This is a genomic window from Nonomuraea sp. NPDC050153 (genome assembly GCF_044460125.1).
Classification (GTDB): domain Bacteria; phylum Actinomycetota; class Actinomycetes; order Streptosporangiales; family Streptosporangiaceae; genus Nonomuraea.
This window is the reverse complement of record NZ_JBITJQ010000015.1, coordinates 19,662-39,987: the sequence shown is the minus strand read 5'-3', so window position 1 is coordinate 39,987 and position 20,326 is coordinate 19,662. Positions and strand designations below refer to the sequence as shown.

Genomic DNA, 20,326 nt, shown 5'->3' with positions numbered 1-20,326 from the left:
CCTCCCCAACTCCGGCCCACACCCCTTCCTGCGCCCATGACCGCCGCCGCATCCACCCCTGGACCACCACCCGCCGCACACCCGGTCATGCCCCACCCACCACCTTCAGCACGCCCGCCGCCCCACCCCTCAGCCACCAGCCTCAACCACCGCCCTCCCCTCGGATCCACCACCCTTCCACCGCCCGCCCCTGAGCCGCTGGCCTTCTGCACGCCTCACGACGCGCCGACCTCCTACGCCCCCTTGGCCACTGCCTTCCCTTGGCCACTGCCTTCCCCACAGACCCTGACCGCAGCCCTCCCCCCCGCTCCTAACCGCTGGCCCCACACATCCCTCGGCACACCCACCTCCCACTCCCTTGGCCGCGAGCCTGCCCACGGACCCTGACCACCGCCCTCCACCCTCCGCCCTCCGCCACACTTGAGCCGCCGCCACTCCATCCCCTGAACCACCGCCCTTCCACCCCCTAAGCCGCTGGCCTTCCGCATGCCCTCGACGCGCGGACCGCTCCCACGCCCCCTGGCCATTGCCCTCCCAAGGGTCCTGACCCACTGCCCTTGCCCCGCCCTCACGGACAACGACTGCCAACTGACCCCTCCCCATGGGTGCTGACCACCACGCGTTATCCACACCCCAACCCCCGATACCCCGCTCCATCCCCAGAACCCGATTCGGCGCCCTCAAGCCTCGGCCCGCCAGAGCATCCTCGTTCCACATCACCCACCCCTTCGGAAGGGAGCCACAGGATGCCCGGAGGCCCACCCACGCTAGGTTTCAGCCTGATCATCTACGCCATGGTCGGCTTGGTGACCCTGATCACCCTCAAGCTGAGGAGGCGCAGGTGAGCCCGCGTCCAACCCCCAGCACTCATTCAGGCGCCACCACCACCAGCCCAGACACCACGACCGCTGGCCCAGGCACCGCCGTCACCACCACCGGCCCGGGCGCCACCTCAACCCCGGGCACCACCACTGGCACAAAAGGCAACAAGATGACAATCACCGTCATCATCCCCGCCCACAACGAGGAGTCCGGCCTCCCCGCCACCCTCCACTCCATCAAGACCCAGTCAGTCCCACCCGAAAAGATCATCGTGGTGGACGACGGCTCGACCGACCGCACCGGCGAGGTCGCCAGGTCCTACGACGGCGTGACAGTCCTACGCCCACCCCGCAACCTCGGCAGCAAAGCCAGGGCCCAGAACCACGCGCTCCCCCACTGCGGCACAGACCTGGTCCTGGCCGTGGACGCCGACACCGTCCTGGCTCCCGACTACATAGAGCGCATCAAGCCCGCCTTCGACGACCCAGCCGTGGGCGTGGCCGCAGGCAACGTGCAGACCCGTTTCACCCGCACCCCATGGGAGCGCGGCCGATCGACCGAATACCTCTTCGGCTTCCACTGGCACCGCCCCATCCAGCAACTGGCCAACAGCCCCGTGGTCTGCTCAGGCTGCTGCTCGGCCTTCAGACTCACGACACTGACGGCGTTCGGCGGTTTCCCCGAGCGCACAATCGTCGAGGACATGGACTTCACCTGGAGCCAGCAACTCGAAGGCCGCAAGGCGGTCTACGTGTCCGACGCCATGGCCTGGGCCGCCGACCCGGAAACCCTCACGTACCTCCGCAAGCAGGTATGGCGCTGGATGGCGGGCTTCATGCAGAACGTCCGCCTCCACCTGCCCCGCCTGATCACCCGCAAGCCCATGCTCGCGACCTGGATCATCGTGGCCCTGCTGGAGATCATCCTGGCCCCATTCTGGTGGGCCACCCCACTGATCCTCACCTTCGCCATGCACAAGCCGATCTCCGGCACGCTGGTGTGGTGGGCGGGCGGCGAATTCCTCCTCACCGTCCCCGCCCTCCTCTACGCCGCCAAACGCCGCCGGCTACCCGTCCGCCAGGTGCTCTTCAACCTCCCGTTCGTCTACCTCAACAAGGCCGTCAACCTGTACTACGCCTGGAAAGCCTTAGTGATCGAGCTCATCCTGGTCCCCCTACGCCTGTCCCATAGCCTCACCATCTACGAAAAGGGCCGCTGACCGACGACGTGAGCCGGGCAACCGGCAAGCCCCAGACGCATCGCGAGACGGTGAACGATAATGCGTTCACCATGATCGACGAGATCCTGCCCCCGTGGGTCGCCGCCGCCGAGCTATTCGGCGACCCACCCGACATCACGCTCCTTCCTGAGGAGGAAGCACTCGTTTCGGACTCGGCGGAAAAGAGGCAGCGCGAGTTCCGCACATCCCGCCACTGCGCCCACCTGGCACTACGACAACTCGGCGTGAATCCCCGCCCCATCCTCCGGGGCGACCGCGGCGCCCCCACCTGGCCACCCGGCGTCGTGGGCAGCATCACGCACTGCACGGGCTACCGAGCAGCAGCGGTAGCCCACGGCGCCCTATCGATCGGCATCGACGCAGAACCCCATCTCCCGATGCCCACCGGCGTCCTGGAACGAACCGCAACCCCCGCAGAAGCTGCCGCCCTTGACCTCCTGGGCCTCCCCAACCCCGGCCGCCTGCTGTTCAGCGCAAAGGAATCGATCTACAAGGCGTGGTACCCCCTGACGGGCCACTGGCTCGGCTTCCTGGACGCCAAAGTAACCTTCGCAACCTCCCAACCCCCACCCCCCTCCCCACACTCCACAACCCCAACACCCACGCCCCAGCCAGCCCCCAACGCCCCCAGCCACTCGGCGCAACACGCCTCCGACGCCCTTAAGCTCAGCCCCCGACCCGCACCACCCGCCCACCTCACGACGCCCCCAGCCCATACCAGAGCACTCGCCGAGCCAGGAGCGCCCGCCACGGCAGCAGCACCCGCCGCGGCGAAGACGGCCACGCAATCCGGAACGCTGACCATGTTCGGCACCTTCAACGCCGAGATCGCAGCCCACGGCCCGGGGTGGCCAACCCACTTCGAGGGCCGCTGGCTGGTGAGCAGCGGCTTGATCCTGACAGCCATCGCAGTCCCCGCCCTCTCTGCCTAACCCACACCCCGCCATCACACCCACTGGCCATCACACCGACACACACCCCACCACACCGCCGACACGCACCCCACCGCACCGTTGACATGCACCCCGCCCCACCACCGACACGCTCCCCAGCACACCGCTGGCACGCACCCCAGCACACCGCCGACATGCATCCACCGCACCGCTCTCGCATGCCCAGTCCGCTGTACGCCTCCGGGACCTGCCACCCACCCACCAGGCAGCGTCTCGGCCCCGGTTTGCAGCCACATCCCAGCCCACCATCGCCACCCCGGGCAGCGTGCCTCGTCCACCATCACACCCGACACGCCGCACCCCACATTCGACGCCGCGCACCCGACACTCGACGCCGCGCACCCGACAGCCAGCGGGCCGGGGCCGGCGCCAGCGTCGCACGCGACGCCCCCGGGCGGCCGGCTAGAGCACGGGTGGGTCGAAGTCGAAGTCCAAGCGGTTGCCCTGGCGGGACACCAGCACGTCGGGGTGGTTGGGCCCGAGGACCCGGTCGTAGCGATCCAGAACGTCCTCGCGCAGCGCCCCCGCCTCCTCCGCGGCACCCGTGGCGAGCAGGTCGACGACGAGGTTGGCCGCGGCGGCCAGCGTGACCGGGTGATCGTCGCCGAACAGGGCCCGCAGGTCCTGGAGCGTCTGCTCCCCGAGCACCCGCGCCTCCTCGTGCAGCCCCACCTCGGCCAAGTCGCTGGCGAGGTTGATGGCGCAGGTCAGGGAGAAGTAGTGCTTGCGCGTGAGCCGCCGGTCGAAGCCGGCCAGCGCCGCCTCGTCGATCTCCCGCGCCTGATCCTTGTTGCCGCTCACCCGCAGCAGCAGGGCGAAGTTGCTGTCGCAACCGTACTTGAACGGGTGGTCGTCGCCGTACATGCTGGCGAACCTGGAGACGATGTCCCGCAGCAGCCGCAGCGAGTCGTCCACCTGGTCGGCCGCCCGCTGGGCGTTGGCCAGGCAGAGGGCGGCGGCGAGCGTGTCGGGGTGGTCGATGCTGGTGCCGCGTTTCTGCACCTCGAAGGTGCGTTCGGCGAGTTCGAGCGCTTCTTCGATGAGGCCCGCCCGGCGTTTGGCGATCGACAGGTCCTTGGCGCTGCGCATGGTCCAGGGGTGCTCCTGGCCCAGCTCCTGGAGGCCGAAGTCGTAGGCGTCCTGGCCGAGGTCGCACGCCTCGCGGTAGCGGCCCTGGAGGCGTACGACGCGGGCGAGGTTGTTCATCGAGGAGAGCACATTGGCGCGGCTCGCGCCCGATCCGGCCTGTCGCTGGAGCTTGAGCACGCGCGCGTGCAGGGACTGCGCGGTCTCGTAGTCGCCGAGCAGCAGGTGGTCGAGGGCGAGGTTGTTCATGGCGCGGAGGGTGCGGCGGTGCGACCGGCCGAAGACCGCCTCGTGCCTGCTCAGCGAGTCCTGGTCGTGCTCCCGCGCCTCCGCGAACTCGCCGCGGAAGCGCAGGTCGGCGCCGTGGCTGTTGGTGAGCAGCAGGGTCTCCTCGTCGCCCTCGCCCAGCACGCGGCGCATCCGTTCCATGAGGGCCTTGTTCAGCTCGAACGACTCGTCGATGCTGCCCAGTTCGCGGATGACGATCGCGTAGTGGCGCTGGGCGGTGAGCACGTGCCGGTCCTCCTCGCCGCTGTCCTCCCGCCAGGCCTCCAGGAACTCCTGCACCAGCTCTCGGGCCGAGGTGAAGTCGCCCGAGATGTAGACGTAGCGGATGATGTTGAGCGCGAACTTGCGGACGTTGGGGTCGCGGCTGCCTTTGACGTCCGCCGTGGTGATGTGGCCGAGGAGGTTGGCGTAGCGGGGCCAGGCCGTGGTGTCGTCGGGTTCGTAGTCGGCCACCGCGGCCGACAGCAGGAGGTGGACCTCGCGGCGGAACGCGTCGGCGTCATCCTCGTCGAGCTCGTCCCGCAGCAGCGCCTGGACCAGCCGGTGCACCTGGACCGTACGGCTCTCCGAGTCGATCCGCACCAGGGCGTACCTGCCCAGCTCCCGGATGACCTGGCTGAGCTGGATCGGGTCGGCCAGCAGGCCGGCGATCTTGGATCCGGCCGCGTACTGCTCGGGCAGCTCGTCCAGCAGGTCGCGCGGGATCGGCTCGGGCCCGAAGAACGCGAAGCAGCGCAGCAGCTCCACCGCCTCGGGCAGCCTCGCCTTGAGCTGCGACACCGAGGTGGCCCACGCCGCCGTCATCGACAGCGGGTAGTCGGACGGCTTGTTGGCGCCCAGGAGCCGGGTCGTCTGCTTCTTCAGCAGCCGCAGATATTCCTCGGCCGACATCCCCGACTCCGCCTGCAGCGCGCCCGCCTGCTCCAGGGCCAGCGGCAGGTCGCCCAGCGCCTCGGCCAGCCGGTCGGCCTGCTCCCTGCCGAGCGCCTGCCCCACGCGCTTGACCAGGAACGCGATGCTCTCCTCGCGCTCGAACACGTCCACGGGCAGGGTGTCGACCACGCCCTGCCAGCTGTGGTTGCGGGAGGTGATCAGCACGTGGCCGGGGCCGCGCGGGACGATGTCGTTGATCTCCAGGTTCTCGGCGTTGTCGAAGATCAGCAGCCAGTTCCGGTACGGATCGCCGCGCCGCAGCGCGTCCAGCGCCGCCTCCGCCGCGTCCTCGACGCTATGGGGACCGACCCTGAGATGCAGCTCGCGGGCCAGCCCGGCCAGCGACGACTTCACCAGCATCGTCTGTGCCGACGGCACCCACCACACCAGGTCGTACGCGTGCCTGAAGCGGTGGGCGTACTCGATCGCGAGCTGCGACTTGCCCACTCCGCCGAGTCCTTGCAGAGCGTGAGGCACGGGTTGAGACTGGTCCTGTGCCTGGGGGAGGACGGCGGTGACCTTGGACTGGAGCCCCGTACGCAGCTTCTCGATGAGGTCGTCCCGACCCGTGAAGTTCTTGTTCCGCTGGGGGACTTTGCCCCATACGGACGGAGCATGGCCAGAATCGTGGTGCGAGCTCGAATTTGTCACGATATCGCCTCGAGTCGGCCGGTCGTCACATCAGCTGAGACAAGCATAGACAGCATATTGAAGCCAGAGATAGACAGGATCCGCTAGATCCATCAGGTCCAGGGAGAGCGATGAACAAGGAAGCAGTGCAAGGGTACGGCGGTGGGCTCATTGACGTCAGTGGGCGCACCCTGGAGGAGCTGAAAGACCTCGACGACTCCCGGCTGAAGGACGCCATAGGCCGCCTTCTCGACGAGACCGGCGTGACACCCGTGGCCAAATTCCAGTCTTCCATCTGAGCCGGCCCGCGGGTCGGCCGCCACGCCTGACCTGCGGGCAGACACTTCCCCCACATTTAGGCCGGCCCGAAAACAATCACATATTTCCATCCGTCCCGGGTCATATACTCCTCAGCACAAGAATGGTCCTGCCGGTGGGGTGGCGCGTGAACGAAGCGGACTGGGTGCGATTGGTCAGACAGCTCCGCAGAGGCGACTGCACCCCGCTTCTCGGGGCGGGCGCCTGCTATGGGCGACTTCCGACCGGCAAGGAGCTCAGCAAGCACTTCGCGAAGGAGTACGGCTTTCCGTTCACCGACAACGGAAATCTCGCGCACGTGATGCAGTACGCAGCTCACGTGCATAACGATCCCACTGATCTCAAAGTGGAAGTCTGCACTTACCTGAAACAGCGCGCGGCGAGCGCCGACGACCCGCTCGACCCGCACACGGTGCTGGCCGAGTTCCCGATCAAGACTTTTCTCACCACCAACTACGACGACTTCATGCTCCAGGCTTTACAGCACTGCCGCAAAGGTCCGCGAACCCCGAATGTCTGCAGGTCGACGTGGTGGGAGCCGACGAAGCGGGCCGTCGTGCCCGACCCCGATCCCGACCACCCGCTGATCTATCACCTGCACGGGAACTGGGACGACCCGGCCTCCATCGTGCTGACCGAGAACGATTATGTGCAGTATCTCCTCAACCTGCGCGACGTCGACGACGCGAACGGCCGCCAACTGCTCCCGATCCCCGAGCCGGTGCTCGACGCCATGACCTCCAGCCCGCTGCTCTTCCTCGGCTACAGCCTCCAGGACTGGAACTTCCGGGTGCTCTTCCACGGGCTGATCAAATCCATTCCCTCCACCCGTCAGCGCACGCATATCAGCGTGCAACTCCTGCCGGACCTGAACACCTCGCTGACCGACGCGGAGAATCTGGCGAGTGATTTCCTGAGGAGCTATTACGCCGACCTGAAGATCTCGATCTACGTCGGCACCACGTCCGCGTTCTTCAAGGAACTGCTCGACTGGAATGCGAGGACGCCGCTATGACCGTGACTGATCCCTCCGACCGGCCGTACGTCGGGTTGCGCCCCTTCGGCCGCGCCGACAGCGACCTGTTCCACGGAAGGGAGCAGGAGTCACGGGAGATCGCCACGCTCTGGCGGGCGGCCGGGCTGACCGTGCTCTACGGCGCCTCCGGCGTGGGCAAGACCTCGCTGCTCAACGCGGGCGTGCTGCCCAGGATCGACCCGGAGCGGGCCGACGTGCTGCCTCTCGCCAGGATCGCGCCGCACGCCCCGCTCCCGATCGCGGGCGGCAACCCGTACGTCATGGCGCTGCTGTCGGCCTGGGCACCGGACGCCACGCCCGGCTCGCTGGCGGGCATGACCATCACGCGGTTCCTGGCCGAGCGCCCCCGGCGCGAGGACGAGTACGGCGACCCGCTGCCCGTCCTGGCCGCCATCGACCATGCGGAGACCATGTTCCACAGCGACCTGGCCCGCCAGCGCGACCGCAAGGAGCTCGTCGACCAGCTCGTGCGGGCCATGCGCGACCACCCCAGCCTCCACCTCCTGCTGTCGCTCCGCGAGGAGTACCTGTTCCTCGTCCTGCCCTATGAGCGCCCGTTCGGCCAGGGCTCGCGCGCCCGCTTCCACCTGCAGCCGCTCTCCCCCGAGGCGGCGCGGCAGGCCGTGGAGCGGCCGCTGGACCGCACCGCCAGGACCATCACCCAGGCTGCCACCCGGCTCCTGGTCGGCGAGCTGCGCTCGGCCACCGTCAAGGACGCGTGGGGCAACCTGTCCACCGTCGAACTCGACCTGGTGGAGCCCGTCCAGCTCCAGGTGGTCTGCTCCGCGCTGTGGGACTCGCTGCCCGTCGAGGTGACGGAGATCGGCGAGGAGCACGTGCGGGTGTACGCCGTGGTGGAGGAGTTCCTGTTCGACTTCTTCAAGCGGGCCGTCGGGGAGGTGGCGCGCGAGTTCGGCATCCCCGTCGGGGAGCTCCTGCTCTGGCTGCGCCGTACGTTCATCACCGACCACGGCACCCGCAACATCGCGTACGAGGGCATCGAGCAGACCATGGGCGTGCCCAACGCCGTGGCCCGCGCCCTTGAGGACCGGCACATCCTGCGCGGCGAGCACCGCATGGGCAGCCGCTGGTACGAGCTGGCCCACGACCGGCTCATCGGCCCGGTCTCGCATCGCGGCTCTCCCGCGACCTACCTGGAGGCGGCCCGCGCGGCCCAGTCGCAGCGCAACTGGCCGCTCGCCGCCCGCCTCGCCGACGAGGCCAGGCACGCGGCCGAGCCCGACGACTCCTGGGTACGTGCCGAGGTCGCCGAGATCCACGCCGACGCGGCGCTCGCGCAGGGCGATGTCAAAGAGGTGCGCCGCTACTGCGAGGAGGCGGTGAGCCTGTACGCCGAACGCGGACGCTTCGACGGGGTCGCCCGCGCGCTCACCATCGACGGCCGCTGGCACCTGGCACACGGAGATCTCACCAAAGCCATCGAGCAGATCAACGCCGCAGTGACCCTCGCACCAAATGACATATCCGCACAAATGGCGCTAGCGGAGGCATTTCACCGCTCGGGCACTCCGCGAGCCGCCGCGGCCGTGCTTCACGGCATCTTTCCCCTGCTCGCGGACGAGGCGCTCGACAGGGCGAACGAGATGCTTCGACTATCTGAATGACGTCATATGCTGGGCACCTCGCAAGTCTCAATGTGGAGGCTGATCCGCGGTGTCAGAGTGGCCAGCGACATTGGACGTCGACGCGCTGCTGGCCCGCGGCTGGCGGCCGACGCCGTTCCGGCAGTTCATCCTCAAAGTACATAGCAGATGTGATTTGGCATGCACATATTGCTACATGTACGAAATGGCGGATCAAAGCTGGAGATTTCGCCCAAAACGTATGTCGCGGGAAACGGTCGAGGCCACCGCGGGCAGGATCGCCGAGCACATCAAGGCCCACGATCTCGACCGCGTCGACGTGATCCTGCACGGCGGGGAGCCGCTCCTGGCCGGTCACGACGAGGTCCGCGACCTCGTGGGCATCGTCAGGTCCGCCGTGCCGGTCCGCGTCGACGTGAGCGTGCAGACCAACGCGACGCTCCTCGACCGGCGCTTCCTGCGGCTCTTCGACGAGCTGGAGATCGGCGTCGGGGTCAGCCTCGACGGCGGGCAGGCCGACCACGACCGCTCCCGCCGCACCGCCGACGGCCGCGGCAGCTATCACCGGGTGGCCGCCGCGCTGGAGCTCCTCGCGTCCGAGGACTTCCGCCACCTGTTCCACGGGCTGCTCTGCACGGTCGATCTCCGCAACGACCCCCTCGGCACCTACGCCGCCCTCCTGGCCTTCGATCCGCCGGTGATCGACTTCCTCCTCCCCCATGGGAACTGGTCCGAGCCACCGCCCGGCAGGGTCCTCGGCTCGCCGGACACCCCGTACGCGACCTGGCTGACGACCGTCTTCGACGGGTGGTACGCCACCCCGTCCCACCCCACCCGCGTCCGGCTGTTCGACGAGATCATCCACCTGCTCCTCGGCGGGGAGTCGGCCACCGAGCAGATCGGCCTCTCGCCCGCGGCCATGATCGTGATCGAGACCGACGGCGAGATCGAGCAGTCCGACCTGCTCAAATCCGCCTTCGAGGGCGCCGGGAGCACCGGGCTGCACGTGGCCCGCGACTCCTTCGACGACCTCCTGCTGCTCCCCTTCACCGCCGCCCGCCAGCTCGCCCGCCTCGACCCCGCGCCGGAGTGCGCCGCGTGCGAGGTGGGCATGATCTGCGGCGGCGGCCTGTTCGCCCACCGCTACAGAGCGGGCAGCGGCTTCCACCACCCCTCGGTCTACTGCGCCGACCTGCTGCGCCTGGTCAAGCATGTGGGCCAGACCGTCCAGGCCGACGTCCGGCGCCGTATCTAAGGATCCCGATGAACCTCACTGACCACCGGATCCCGGCGGACGCGTTCGACGCCCTCGCGAGCGGCGGCGGAGGCGGCGGCGCGGTGCGACGGCTCAAGAGCGCCCAATACAGCAAGCACCTGCTGCTCATCAGGGGCGTCCTGGACGTGGCCCGCGAGCTGGGCCACGACTCCTGGGCGCAGACGCGCCGCGCGTACGACCTGCTCGCCACGCTGCAGTCGAGCCATCCGGAGGCGGTCGGCAGGGTCCTGCAGCACCCGTCGGTGGGCGCCTGGGCCCGTCACGCGGTCCGCTCCCGGCGCTCGCCGGAGCAGCTGGCCGCGCTGGCCGCGGCGGCGGCCATCCACGCCCGTACGGCGTGCGAGGTGGACGTGCCGGTCATCGTCGGCCGGGCCATGCTGCCGTCGCTGGGGCAGGTCACGTTCCCCAGCGGCGTGACCATGGCCACCGTGCACTGCTGGCCGGAGGGCGCGGAGGTGAGCGCGGGCGACCTGGTGGTCGAGATCCGCGACGACGCCCCAGGCTGGCAGCGGCTGCGCGCCCTCGCGACCGAGTCCGGCGGCAGGCGCCTGAACGTTCTCATCGACGATCTGGACCCGCACCGGCTGCCGGGGGCGAGCGATCTTCACGGTCGGCTCACGGACGCGGAGGCGGCCCGCTGGCAGCGCCTGCTGGACGAGTCCTGGCGACTGCTCGTGAGCCACCACGAGCCGGTCGCCGATGAGGTGGCGGCCGGCATCACGGTCCTCACCCCGCTGGCCGCCCCCTCGACGGGCTCGACCAGCGCCTCCTCCCGCGACGCCTACGGCTGCATCGCCCTCTCCGACCCGCCGGACCCCCGTACGCTGGCGGAGACCCTCACCCACGAGGCCCAGCACGCCAAGCTCTCGGCCCTCCTCGACATCGTGCCGCTGACCAAGCCCGACGACGGCTCCCGCTACTACGCGCCCTGGCGCGAGGATCCCAGGCCCGCCGGCGGCCTGCTCCAGGGCGCGTACGCGTACCTGGGCGTGACGGACTTCTGGCGGCGGCAGCGGCGGCACGAGACGGGCGAGGACGAGATCCGCGCGAGCGCCGAGTTCACCCGCTGGCGCGCGGCGGCCCGTCTGGTCACCCGCACCCTCCTGAGCAGCGGCCGGCTGACCGAGCACGGGGTGACCTTCGTGGACCGGATGGACAGCCGGCTCGACTCCTGGGCCGGCGAGCCGGTGCCCGCCGCGGCGACGGCGCTGGCCGAGGACGCCGCCGAGCGCCACCGGACCCGCTGGCGCGCCCGCAACGGCGACCTGAACTGACCGGACCGCAGTGACCGGGCCGCGCTGACCGCGTCGGCAGTCACGTGCCCGGGAAGGTCGAACGACCGCTGGAAGGAGCCGTAGCGCACCTCGTGCAGTCCGCGTCCGTCACGCTCCTCGGACCGCTCGTCGCGTACGACCCGCCGGCCCCGGTCGACCTCGACGGCGACGTCCTTGGCGACGTCCACGCCGGGCAGCTCCACCCGGACCACCGCGTCGTCCCCGTCCCGGACGATCTCGGTGGCCGGCCTGAACCCGGTCGGCCGGGCGGAAATCCGGACCGCTACCGGGGCGAAGACGCCGCGGACCAGGGCGTCGAATTCGGCGAAGGGGTCACGCCGCGTCCAGAGCGACAAACTTGGTCATTGGCACTTCCCCTTCAGCCACGCGCTGAACTGGAGCGTGTAGTCGGTGGCCACCCGCTTCGCACCGCGATCGAGCGCCGCCTGCCAGGCGCTCTCGTTCAGCGTCCAGGAGGGAGGCGGCTCTTCCCACTTGGTGACCTCCGGCCAGATGGGCCCGCCGCTCAGCACCTGCGCCATGCCCGCGGCGCTCACGCGGCTCCTGAGCTCGGCGGCGATCTCGCTGTTGTGGGAGTACAGGATGATCTCCTGCGACTCGTAGCGCTCCTTGACGGGGTCGAGCACCTCGGCCCAGGCCCGCGACCTGATCGTGGCGTCGGAGCTGAGCAGCGACTGCCGGGCCTCCGGCTTGATCTCGACCAGCCCGATCATGCCGGTGGTCTTCATCGCGGCCAGCCACTCGCGGAAGGTGTGGACGGTCTCGCCCTGGAACAGGCCGCGGTTGATGGTCCGGCCCTTGAGCGCGGTGTCGCCCGCCGCCCACCAGATGTCGGTGATGTTCTTCTTGGTGCTCGTCAGGCCCCAGGTGGAGGTGTTGTGCCACATGACGGCCTTGGTGCCGTCCTTGGTGAGCTGCAGGTCGGCCTCGACGCCGGACGCGCCCCAGGACTGGTAGCGGCGGATGGCCGTGGGATTGTTGGGCTGGCGCACCTGGTCCCGCTCCCAGGCGTTGGCGCCGGTGGGGTAGCCACCGTGCCCGAAGATCTGCGGGCAGGCGGGCAGTGCGACGGACGGAGAGGTGAGTAACGAGGCAAGCGCTAACGCGACGAGGGGGACTGCCAAGATTCTTACCTTTCGATCTTGTTGTCCCCTCGCACTCTGCCACACCGGGCAGCAGGAAAGGTGGAGCTATGGGGATTCGAACCCCAGACCTCCTCCATGCCATGGAGGCGCGCTACCAACTGCGCTATAGCCCCTGGTCACCGCTCCGGGTCCACCCGTTGCGGCGCTCCGAGAGCATATAGCCATCCGCGCCGATTCGCCTAATCGCGCGGCGCGGGTCGTACGGCCCCCGAGCCGTACGAGCTCGCTACGCCTCTGCCTCCGGCCGGTCGTCACTGCGGACGGGCTCGGGCAGCGTCCCGGCGTTGTGCTCCAGCAACCGCCAGCCCCTGCGCCCCTCCTGCAGCACCGACCACGAGCAGTTGCCCAGACCGCCCAGCGCCGGCCAGAGCGACTCGGGCAAGCCGAGCAGCTCGCAGATGCCCAGCCGCAGCGCGGCCCCGTGGGAGGCCACGACCAGCAGGCCGTCGTCGTCGAGCTTGGCCGCCCAGCGCCGCATGGCGCCGGCCACTCTGGTGGCCACGTCGGTGACGGGCTCTCCACCCGGCGCCTCCCAGGCCACGTATTCGTCGGGCCAGCGCGCGGCGATCTCGTCGCGCGTGAGCCCTTCCCATTCGCCGCCCCCGCGCTCGCGGAAGTCCTTGTCCACGGCCACGTCCAGCCCGACGACCCGCGCGAGCGCCAGCGCCGTGTCGTTGGCACGCTGGAGGTCGGAGGAGACGATCAGGGTGGGCCGCAGTGAGGCCAGCAACGACGCCGCCCTGGCGGCCTGCGCGATGCCGGTCTCGTCGAGGGGGATGTCGGAGTGTCCCTGAAATCGCTGCTCGACGTTCCACAAGGTCTGCCCGTGGCGCAGGCAGACGATCCTCTTGCTCATGCGGAACGCTCGGATCCGAGATGGGGGAGCCCGCTCACGCGCGCGCCCGCTGGAGGTTGGCCTGCATGACGCTCTCCGGCAGCGAGATGGCCGGGCAGTCCTTCCACAGGCGCTCAAGCGCGTAGAACGTACGGTCTTCCTCGTGCTGGACGTGCACGACGATGTCGATGTAGTCGAGCAGCACCCAGCGGCCCTCGCGCTCGCCCTCTCGGCGCACGGGCTTGGCGTCGGCCTCGGCGCGCAGCCGCTCCTCGATCTCGTCGACGATGGCGCGTACCTGGCGGTCGTTGGTGGCGGAGCAGAGCAGGAAGGCGTCGGTGATGACGAGCTGTTCGCTCACGTCGTATGCGAGGATGTCATCGGCCAGCTTGTCCGCCGCGGCTTCCGCGGCGATGCGCACGAGCTGGACGGATCTGTCGGATGCGGTCACGATGCGGGTCTGTCCTCCTGTGTCGGCAGCATGCCTATACGTTGAGGGTACCCTTCCGGGCCGAAACCCCTCACCTACGGCACGGAGGCGTTCACCCTTCCGAGTGATACAGCCCCCGCTTGTTGATGTACTGGACGATTCCGTCCGGCACCAGATACCAGATCGGCTCTCCCTTGGCGACACGTTGCCGGCACTCGGACGACGAGATGGCCAGCGCGGGGATTTCCAGCAACGTCACCCGCCCCTCCGGCAGCCCCGGGTCGTGCAGCGTGTGCCCCGGACGGGTGCAGCCGACGAAATGGGCCAATTCGAACAGCTCGTCCGCGTTCTGCCAGTCCAGGATGGCGCCGAGCGCGTCGGCGCCGGTGATGAAGTACAGCTCAACCCTAGGACCGTAAATTTCCGAAATATCGCGCAAAGTATCGATGGTGAACGTCGGCCCCGGGCGATCGACGTCCACCCTGCTCACCGAGAAACGGGGATTGGACGCGGTCGCGATGACCGTCATCAGATAGCGGTCCTCCGCGGCCGACACCTCGCGTTCGGCCTTCTGGTACGGCCGCCCGGTCGGCACGAACACGACTTCGTCCAGGTCGAAGTGGTGGGCCACTTCGCTGGCGGCCACCAAGTGGCCATGGTGGATGGGATCAAACGTCCCACCCATCACTCCGACTCGCCGCTTCCCCTGCACACCAGGCGCATTCATCATGAAACGGACCTTACGCGGACCTTGTACCACAACATGATGGCACCCCCCTTGGTGATGACCGCGCATCACTCCCGTTGCGGACGTAGCATGCCGGGCATGACGACCACCCCGGACCGCAACCGCGTCCAACTGCCCGGCATCTCGTCCCGAGCCTACGAACACCCCGCAGACCGGTCCGCCCTGGTCGCTCTGCGTAAGTTGAGTGGGTTCGACACGGTTCTCAAGCAGATGTCCGGCCTCGTAAGTGAGCGCCGCCTGCGCCTGATGTACCTGGCGTCGTCCGTCCGCGTGAGCGAGACCCAGTTCCGCTCCGTCTACGACATGGGTCGCGACGCCGCCTACACGCTCGACCTGCACCGGATCCCGGAGATCTACATCCAGCAGGATCCGCGGGTCCAGGCCAAGGCCATCGGCTTCGACGACCCGTTCATCGTCGTGACCACCGGTCTGCTCAACCTCATGAACGAGGAGGAGCAGCGCTTCGTCATCGGCCACGAGACCTCGCACATCCTCTCGGGGCACGCGGTCTACCGGACGATGCTCGACATCCTCACCACCCTCGCCGCCCGCGTGGCGTGGATCCCGCTCGGCTACATCGGCCTGCGGGCGATCGTCGCGGGCCTGGAGGAGTGGTACCGCAAGTCGGAGCTGTCCTCCGACCGCGGCGGCCTGCTCGTCGGCCAGGATCCCGAGGCGGCCAAGAGGGCGCTGATGAAGCTCGCCGGCGGCGACTACACCCACGAGATGAACATCGAGGCGTTCCTGGAGCAGTACCAGGAATACGACACCGCGGGCGACCTTCGCGACGGCTTCCTCAAGGTGCTCAACCTGCTCGGCACCACCCACCCGTTCGCGGTCGTGCGCGTGGCCGAGCTGGACAAGTGGCAGCGCAGCGGCGAGTACGAGCGCATCCTGGGCGGGGACTACCCGCGCAGGGAGGACGACGCCAACGCACGAGTGACCGACGAGATCAAGGCCGCGGCCGAGTCCTACCGCGCGTCCTGGTCCCAGTCGCAGGACCCGTTCATCGGTGTCCTGCGCGACGTGGCCGAGGGCGCGGTCAACGCGGGCGAGCGCATCTTCAACCGTTTCTCGCGCCGCGACGGCGGCCAGGGCTGACCGGCCGCACCGCCGTACGCGGCCGATCAGCTTGATCGGCCGCGAAGACCCGCCGCGGTCGGCGACGAGCGACGGCGGGTTGGAGCCGCGACCCCTCCAGGGGGCGGCGGCAGCCGGCGCTCCGGCCTGCCTTGGAGAGCGGCGGGTCAGAGCAGGAGGGCGATCGCGCGCACGGCGGCCGCGCACAGGGCGACGAACCCGCCCAACACGGCCAGTGCGCGCAGCCCCTCCCTCCGCAGGTCAGGCAGCCGATGCCCGATCCGCTCGATCTCGCGCCCGGCGAAACCGCCGCACAACATCCCGAACACCACACCCGCCACCGTCACGGGCGCGGGCTGCTGCCACCAGTCGGAGTCGATCACTCCGCCGCCGGTCGCCCAGAGCGCGCCGCCCGACGCCAGCGCGACCGGCACGCCCGGCCACACGGCGGCGGTCGCGGCCGCCCCGACCAGGGCGACCGGGAAGAGCAGCACGCGCAGCGCCACCCGCGTACCCCGTGAGCTGCGGTTCCTGATCAACCAGTGGCTCATCCAGAGCGTCCTGGTCAGCACCACGAACACCGTGGTGATGGCGATGGAGGCGATCGGCCAGATCACCGAGGTCACCACGCACGGCACGGCCAGCACGGCCAGCATCAGCAGGGCGCCGTTGCCCGCGGGCAGCGTGGTGGCCGACTCTGCCCTGAGCCCGGCCTTCCTGCGCACCTGAGGCCGGCTCCGGACGGCCGCCGCCGCACGCTGGCGCGGCGCGGTCATCTTGGAACGCGCGAGAGCGGACTTGCCGTCCGCGCCCGTGCGGGCGCGGGGCGCGGGCACCTCGGCGCGGCTGCGGACCGCAGCACCCTTCCCATCCGTTCCGGTACGGCTCCGCCCCGCGGCGCCCTTGCCGTCGGCGCGGACGGCCGAGCCCTTCGTGTCCGGGTTCGTACGGGAACGAGGCGGGGGCACCTTACTGTCAGTGTTCGCCCGGCTGCGCGCGGACTTGTCATCAGGGGCGGTCCGGCCTGTCTTGGCCTCCTCCGCGGGCCCGGAGGCGGGCTCCGGCTCGGCCGCGCTGGTGGCTCTGGCCAGCCGCGACAGCCGATCGGCCAGCAACGCCGCCGTGGGCCGCTTGCCGGGCTCCCTGTTGAGCGCGGCGCGTACCAGTGGCAGCAGCTCCACGGGCACGCCCTTGAGGTCGGCCTGCCCGTTCAGCACCGCGTACATCTGCGCCTCGGCCGTACCCCGCCCGAACGTCGGCCGCCCCGTCGCCGCGAACGCCACCGTCGCCGCCCAGGCGTGCACGTCGGCGGGCGAGTCGACGTGCTCGTCGGCGAAGATCTCCGGCGCGGTGTAGCCGGGCGTGCCGAGGAACGTGCCGGTTATGGTGAGCCGGGTCGCGTCGAGCACCTGCGCGATGCCGAAGTCGATGAGCACGGGCCCCTCGGAGCCCATGATGATGTTGCCCGGCTTGAGATCGCGGTGCACGACCCCGGCCGCGTGGATGATCGCGAGGGCCGCGGCGATGCCCTGGGCCAGGCCCACGAGGTCGGCGACGTCGAGCGCGCCGCTCTGGCGCACGCGGTCGAGGAGCGTGGCGCCCTCGATGTACTCCATGACCAGGTACGGGCGGGCACAGTTGAGGTCGGCGTCGAGCACCTTGGCCACGTACGGGCTCTCGACCCGGCGCAGCGCCCGGACCTCGCGCTCCAGTCTGACGCGGGAGGTCTCATCCTCGGCCAGGTCGTGCAGGACCTTGAGAGCGACGCTCTCGCCCCGGCGGGTGGTCGCGAGGTAGACCTCGCCCATGCCACCCCGGCCAAGCCGCTCGACCAGGCTGTACGGCCCGATTTTGCCGAGCTTGCTCACCGTCCCTCCCCGCCCGGCCCACCCATAAGGGACCTAACCCTAGCGCTGGGACGCCCGTCGACGCTTGAGGCACGCCGAAGGATTATCGGCGAGTGTGATCGGAGAGCATGCTGTCGAGCGCCGCCGTGGGCTCCTCCGACAGCTGCCTGCGGCCTTTTCTGCGCCAATGGACGTGTCCGCGGCTCTCGAGCCAGAGCAGCAGCCGGTCGGCGCCGATCAGCACGGCCGCCGAGAAGACAAGGGCGACGACAATCTCCATGCCTCTCAGTCAACCTGCGCTCCTCGGCACCGGTCAGGCCGACACGCCGGTCAACCTGCCACCACCGTGCCCTCTGACGTGCGCAAATGCCCCTCACCGGTATAGACCCACTTGGTGGAGGTGAGCTCGGGCAGCCCCATCGGGCCGCGCGCGTGGAGCTTCTGCGTGGAGATGCCGATCTCCGCCCCGAACCCGAACTCCCCGCCGTCGGTGAACCTCGTCGAGGCGTTGACCGCCACGGCCGCCGAGTCGACCAGCGCCACGAACCTGCGTGCCGCCCGCTGCGACCTGGTGACGATGGCGTCGGTGTGGCCGGAGCCGTACTTCCTGATGTGGGCCACCGCCTCCTCCAGCGAGCCGACGACCGCGGCGGCGATGTCGAGCGAGAGGTATTCGGCGTAGAAGTCGTCCTCGGTGACGGGCATGACGCCGGAGCCGTACCCGGCGACGCGGTCGTCGCCGTGCACGGTCACGCCCGCCTCGGCGAGCGCCGCCAGCGCCCGCGGCACGAACGCGTCGGCGACGTCCTCGTGGACGAGGAACGTCTCGGCCGCGTTGCACACCGACGGCCGCTGCGCCTTGGCGTTGACCAGGATCTGCACGGCCAGGTCGAGGTCGGCCTCGGCGTCCACGTAGACGTGGCAGTTGCCGACGCCGGTCTCGATCACCGGCACCGTGGACTCCTCGACCACCGAGTTGATCAGCGAGGCGCCGCCGCGCGGGATGAGCACGTCGACCAGGCCGCGGGCCCGCATGAGCTCCTTGACCGAGTCTCGGGTCTGCCCCGGCACGAGCTGGACGGCTCCCGCGGGCACCTCGGTGCCCTCCAGCGCGTCCTGCATCACCTTCACCAGGGCCGTGTTGGAGGAGTAGGCGCTGGAGGAGCCTCTGAGCAGCACCGCGTTGCCGCTCTTGAGGCAGAGGGCGGCGGCGTCGACGGTGACGTTGGGGCGGCCCTCGTAGATGATGCCGATGACGCCGAGCGGCACCCTGAGCTGGCGCAGCTCCAGCCCGTTGGGCAGGGTGCCGCCGCGTACGACCTCGCCGACCGGGTCGGGCAGGTCGGCCACCTGGCGCACGGCATCGGCGATGGCGGCGACCCTGGCCTCGTCGAGCCGCAGCCGGTCGATCATCGCCTCTGACGTGCCCTGGGCCCTGGCCTGCTCGACGTCCTTGGCGTTGGCCTCGACGATCTCCGCCGCGTGCGCGACCAGGGCGTCGGCCACGGCACGCAGCGCCCGGTCCTTCGGCGCCCGCGGCAGCGGGGCCAGCTCGGCGGCGGCCTCTCGCGCCGCTCGGGCGACCTTCAGGAACTCAGTACTCATGGCTACGCTCCGCTACGATCTAGGCCCTAGTTGTGGGCTTCCAGTATGACGATGTCATCACGGTGGATCAGCTCACGTTCGTATTCCGGACCCAGGGCGCTGGCCAGCTCCCTCGTCGAGCGGCCGAGCAGCTCCGGGATCTCGACGGCGTCGAAGTTCACCAGGCCGCGGGCCACGACGAGCCCCTGAGGCCCGCACAGGTCCACCGGATCGCCCGCCGCGAACTCACCCTCCACGGACGTCACCCCGGCGGGCAACAGCGACTTGCGCCGCCCCACGATGGCCTCCACCGCCCCCTGGTCGAGGTGGAGGCGGCCGCGCCCGGTGGTGGCGTGCGCGAGCCACAGCAGGCGCGTGCCGGGGTGGCGCCCCCCGGGATGGAAGTAGGTGCCGACATCCGCCCCGCCGAGCGCCTGGGCGGCGTGCGCGGCCGCGGTCAGCACCACGGGGACGCCCGCCCCTGTGGCGATCCTGGCGGCCTGGACCTTGGTCACCATGCCGCCGGTGCCCACCGCCGCGCCGTTCTTGCCGAGCTCGACGCCGACCAGGTCCTCCGGCCCGCGGATCTCCGACAGGCGCTGGGAGCCGCTGCGGCTCGGCGGGCCGTCGTAGAGGGCGTCCACGTCCGACAGCAGCACGAGCGCGTCCGCGTGGATCAGGTGCGCCACCAGCGCCGCCAGCCGGTCGTTGTCGCCGAAGCGGATCTCGTCGGTGGCCACGGTGTCGTTCTCGTTGACGATGGGCACGATGCCCAGCTCCAGCAGGCGCGCCAGCGTGCGCTGGGCGTTGGCGTGGTGGGCGCGCCGCATCATGTCGTCGGCGGTCAGCAGCACCTGGCCCACGCGCAGGGAGTAGCGGGCGAAGGAGGAGGTGTAGCGGGCGACGAGCACACCCTGCCCGACGGACGCGGCCGCCTGCTGGGTGGCCAGGTCGCGTGGTCGCGCGGTCAGCCCGAGCGGGCCGAGGCCCGCCGCGATCGCCCCGGAGGAGACCAGGACGATCTGGGTCCCCGTACGGCGCCGCGCCGCCAGCACGTCCACAAGGGCGTCGACCCGATCGACGTCGATCGTGCCCTGGGGGGTGGTGAGCGAGGAGGAGCCGACCTTGACAACGACCTTCGACGCTGAGCTGATCTGTTCCCGCACGTCTGGCAGC

17 protein-coding genes, 1 tRNA gene and 1 pseudogene are annotated in these 20,326 nt (G+C 69.8%); 8 read left to right on the top strand and 11 right to left on the bottom strand.

Translation table 11 applies throughout. The features are described 5' to 3' along the window. The first annotated feature begins 991 nt into the window (after positions 1 to 991). The gene (locus tag ACIBQ1_RS32125) at positions 992 to 2,041 is read left to right on the top strand and encodes a glycosyltransferase family 2 protein (RefSeq protein ID WP_397283037.1); all 1,050 of its coding nucleotides are present in this window, start codon (positions 992 to 994) and stop codon (positions 2,039 to 2,041) included. Positions 2,042 to 2,112: 71 nt separating this feature from the next. Continuing rightward, positions 2,113 to 2,994: a 4'-phosphopantetheinyl transferase gene (locus tag ACIBQ1_RS32120; RefSeq protein WP_397283036.1), complete on the top strand. Its 882-nt coding sequence runs from the start codon at positions 2,113 to 2,115 to the stop codon at positions 2,992 to 2,994. Between the two features lie 423 nt (positions 2,995 to 3,417). Here ACIBQ1_RS32120 and fxsT read toward each other — a convergent pair whose 3' ends face one another. Then, entirely contained in the window at positions 3,418 to 5,973 is a 2,556-nt protein-coding gene (gene fxsT, locus ACIBQ1_RS32115; RefSeq protein WP_397283035.1) for an FxSxx-COOH system tetratricopeptide repeat protein, read from the bottom strand. A gap of 110 nt (positions 5,974 to 6,083) precedes the next feature. Here fxsT and ACIBQ1_RS32110 point away from each other — a divergent pair, with 110 nt between their 5' ends. From ACIBQ1_RS32110 to ACIBQ1_RS32090, 5 genes are all read left to right on the top strand, one after another. Beyond that, a complete protein-coding gene (locus tag ACIBQ1_RS32110) occupies positions 6,084 to 6,251 on the top strand; it encodes a hypothetical protein (RefSeq protein ID WP_397283034.1) in 168 nt (55 codons plus the stop codon). A 146-nt stretch (positions 6,252 to 6,397) separates the two neighbouring features. Further along, positions 6,398 to 7,285, top strand: coding sequence for an SIR2 family NAD-dependent protein deacylase (locus ACIBQ1_RS32105; protein ID WP_397283033.1), 888 nt, complete (start codon positions 6,398 to 6,400; stop codon positions 7,283 to 7,285). Then, positions 7,282 to 8,931: a tetratricopeptide repeat protein gene (locus ACIBQ1_RS32100; RefSeq protein ID WP_397283032.1), complete on the top strand. Its 1,650-nt coding sequence runs from the start codon at positions 7,282 to 7,284 to the stop codon at positions 8,929 to 8,931. Before ACIBQ1_RS32105 ends, ACIBQ1_RS32100 begins: the two co-directional genes overlap by 4 nt. A gap of 49 nt (positions 8,932 to 8,980) precedes the next feature. Beyond that, positions 8,981 to 10,165: an FxsB family cyclophane-forming radical SAM/SPASM peptide maturase gene (locus ACIBQ1_RS32095; protein WP_397283031.1), complete on the top strand. Its 1,185-nt coding sequence runs from the start codon at positions 8,981 to 8,983 to the stop codon at positions 10,163 to 10,165. An 8-nt stretch (positions 10,166 to 10,173) separates the two neighbouring features. Continuing rightward, positions 10,174 to 11,460, top strand: coding sequence for an HEXXH motif domain-containing protein (locus tag ACIBQ1_RS32090; RefSeq protein ID WP_397283030.1), 1,287 nt, complete (start codon positions 10,174 to 10,176; stop codon positions 11,458 to 11,460). Positions 11,461 to 11,489: 29 nt separating this feature from the next. Here the strand turns inward: ACIBQ1_RS32090 and ACIBQ1_RS32085 are convergent. From ACIBQ1_RS32085 to nadD, 6 genes and pseudogenes are all read right to left on the bottom strand, one after another. Beyond that, positions 11,490 to 11,816: pseudogene (locus ACIBQ1_RS32085) on the bottom strand (Hsp20/alpha crystallin family protein); the annotation flags it as partial. Positions 11,817 to 11,822: 6 nt separating this feature from the next. Then, a complete protein-coding gene (locus ACIBQ1_RS32080) occupies positions 11,823 to 12,605 on the bottom strand; it encodes a glycerophosphodiester phosphodiesterase (protein ID WP_397283029.1) in 783 nt (260 codons plus the stop codon). A 61-nt stretch (positions 12,606 to 12,666) separates the two neighbouring features. Next, positions 12,667 to 12,739, bottom strand: a tRNA-Ala gene (locus ACIBQ1_RS32075). Positions 12,740 to 12,852: 113 nt separating this feature from the next. After that, positions 12,853 to 13,482, bottom strand: a complete 630-nt coding sequence (locus ACIBQ1_RS32070) for a histidine phosphatase family protein (protein ID WP_355374861.1) — start codon at positions 13,480 to 13,482, stop codon at positions 12,853 to 12,855. A gap of 34 nt (positions 13,483 to 13,516) precedes the next feature. Next, complete coding sequence (rsfS, locus tag ACIBQ1_RS32065; protein ID WP_192786886.1) at positions 13,517 to 13,912, bottom strand: ribosome silencing factor; 396 nt, start codon at positions 13,910 to 13,912, stop codon at positions 13,517 to 13,519. Between the two features lie 91 nt (positions 13,913 to 14,003). Continuing rightward, positions 14,004 to 14,621 carry a nicotinate-nucleotide adenylyltransferase gene (nadD, locus tag ACIBQ1_RS32060; protein WP_397283028.1) on the bottom strand — a complete coding sequence of 206 codons (618 nt, stop codon included), beginning with the start codon at positions 14,619 to 14,621 and terminating at the stop codon, positions 14,004 to 14,006. 87 nt (positions 14,622 to 14,708) lie between these two features. Between nadD and ACIBQ1_RS32055 the strand changes: the two genes are divergently transcribed. Further along, positions 14,709 to 15,740 (top strand): M48 family metallopeptidase, encoded by a 1,032-nt coding sequence (locus ACIBQ1_RS32055; RefSeq protein WP_397283027.1) that lies wholly within the window; start codon positions 14,709 to 14,711, stop codon positions 15,738 to 15,740. Between the two features lie 146 nt (positions 15,741 to 15,886). Here ACIBQ1_RS32055 and ACIBQ1_RS32050 read toward each other — a convergent pair whose 3' ends face one another. The 4 genes from ACIBQ1_RS32050 to proB form a co-directional block, all read right to left on the bottom strand. Then, positions 15,887 to 17,587, bottom strand: coding sequence for a serine/threonine protein kinase (locus ACIBQ1_RS32050; protein WP_397283026.1), 1,701 nt, complete (start codon positions 17,585 to 17,587; stop codon positions 15,887 to 15,889). Positions 17,588 to 17,669: 82 nt separating this feature from the next. Continuing rightward, complete coding sequence (locus tag ACIBQ1_RS32045) at positions 17,670 to 17,846, bottom strand: hypothetical protein (protein ID WP_397283025.1); 177 nt, start codon at positions 17,844 to 17,846, stop codon at positions 17,670 to 17,672. Positions 17,847 to 17,896: 50 nt separating this feature from the next. Beyond that, entirely contained in the window at positions 17,897 to 19,171 is a 1,275-nt protein-coding gene (locus ACIBQ1_RS32040) for a glutamate-5-semialdehyde dehydrogenase (protein ID WP_397283024.1), read from the bottom strand. A gap of 26 nt (positions 19,172 to 19,197) precedes the next feature. Beyond that, positions 19,198 to 20,316: a glutamate 5-kinase gene (gene proB, locus ACIBQ1_RS32035; RefSeq protein WP_397283023.1), complete on the bottom strand. Its 1,119-nt coding sequence runs from the start codon at positions 20,314 to 20,316 to the stop codon at positions 19,198 to 19,200. Positions 20,317 to 20,326 lie beyond the last annotated feature (10 nt).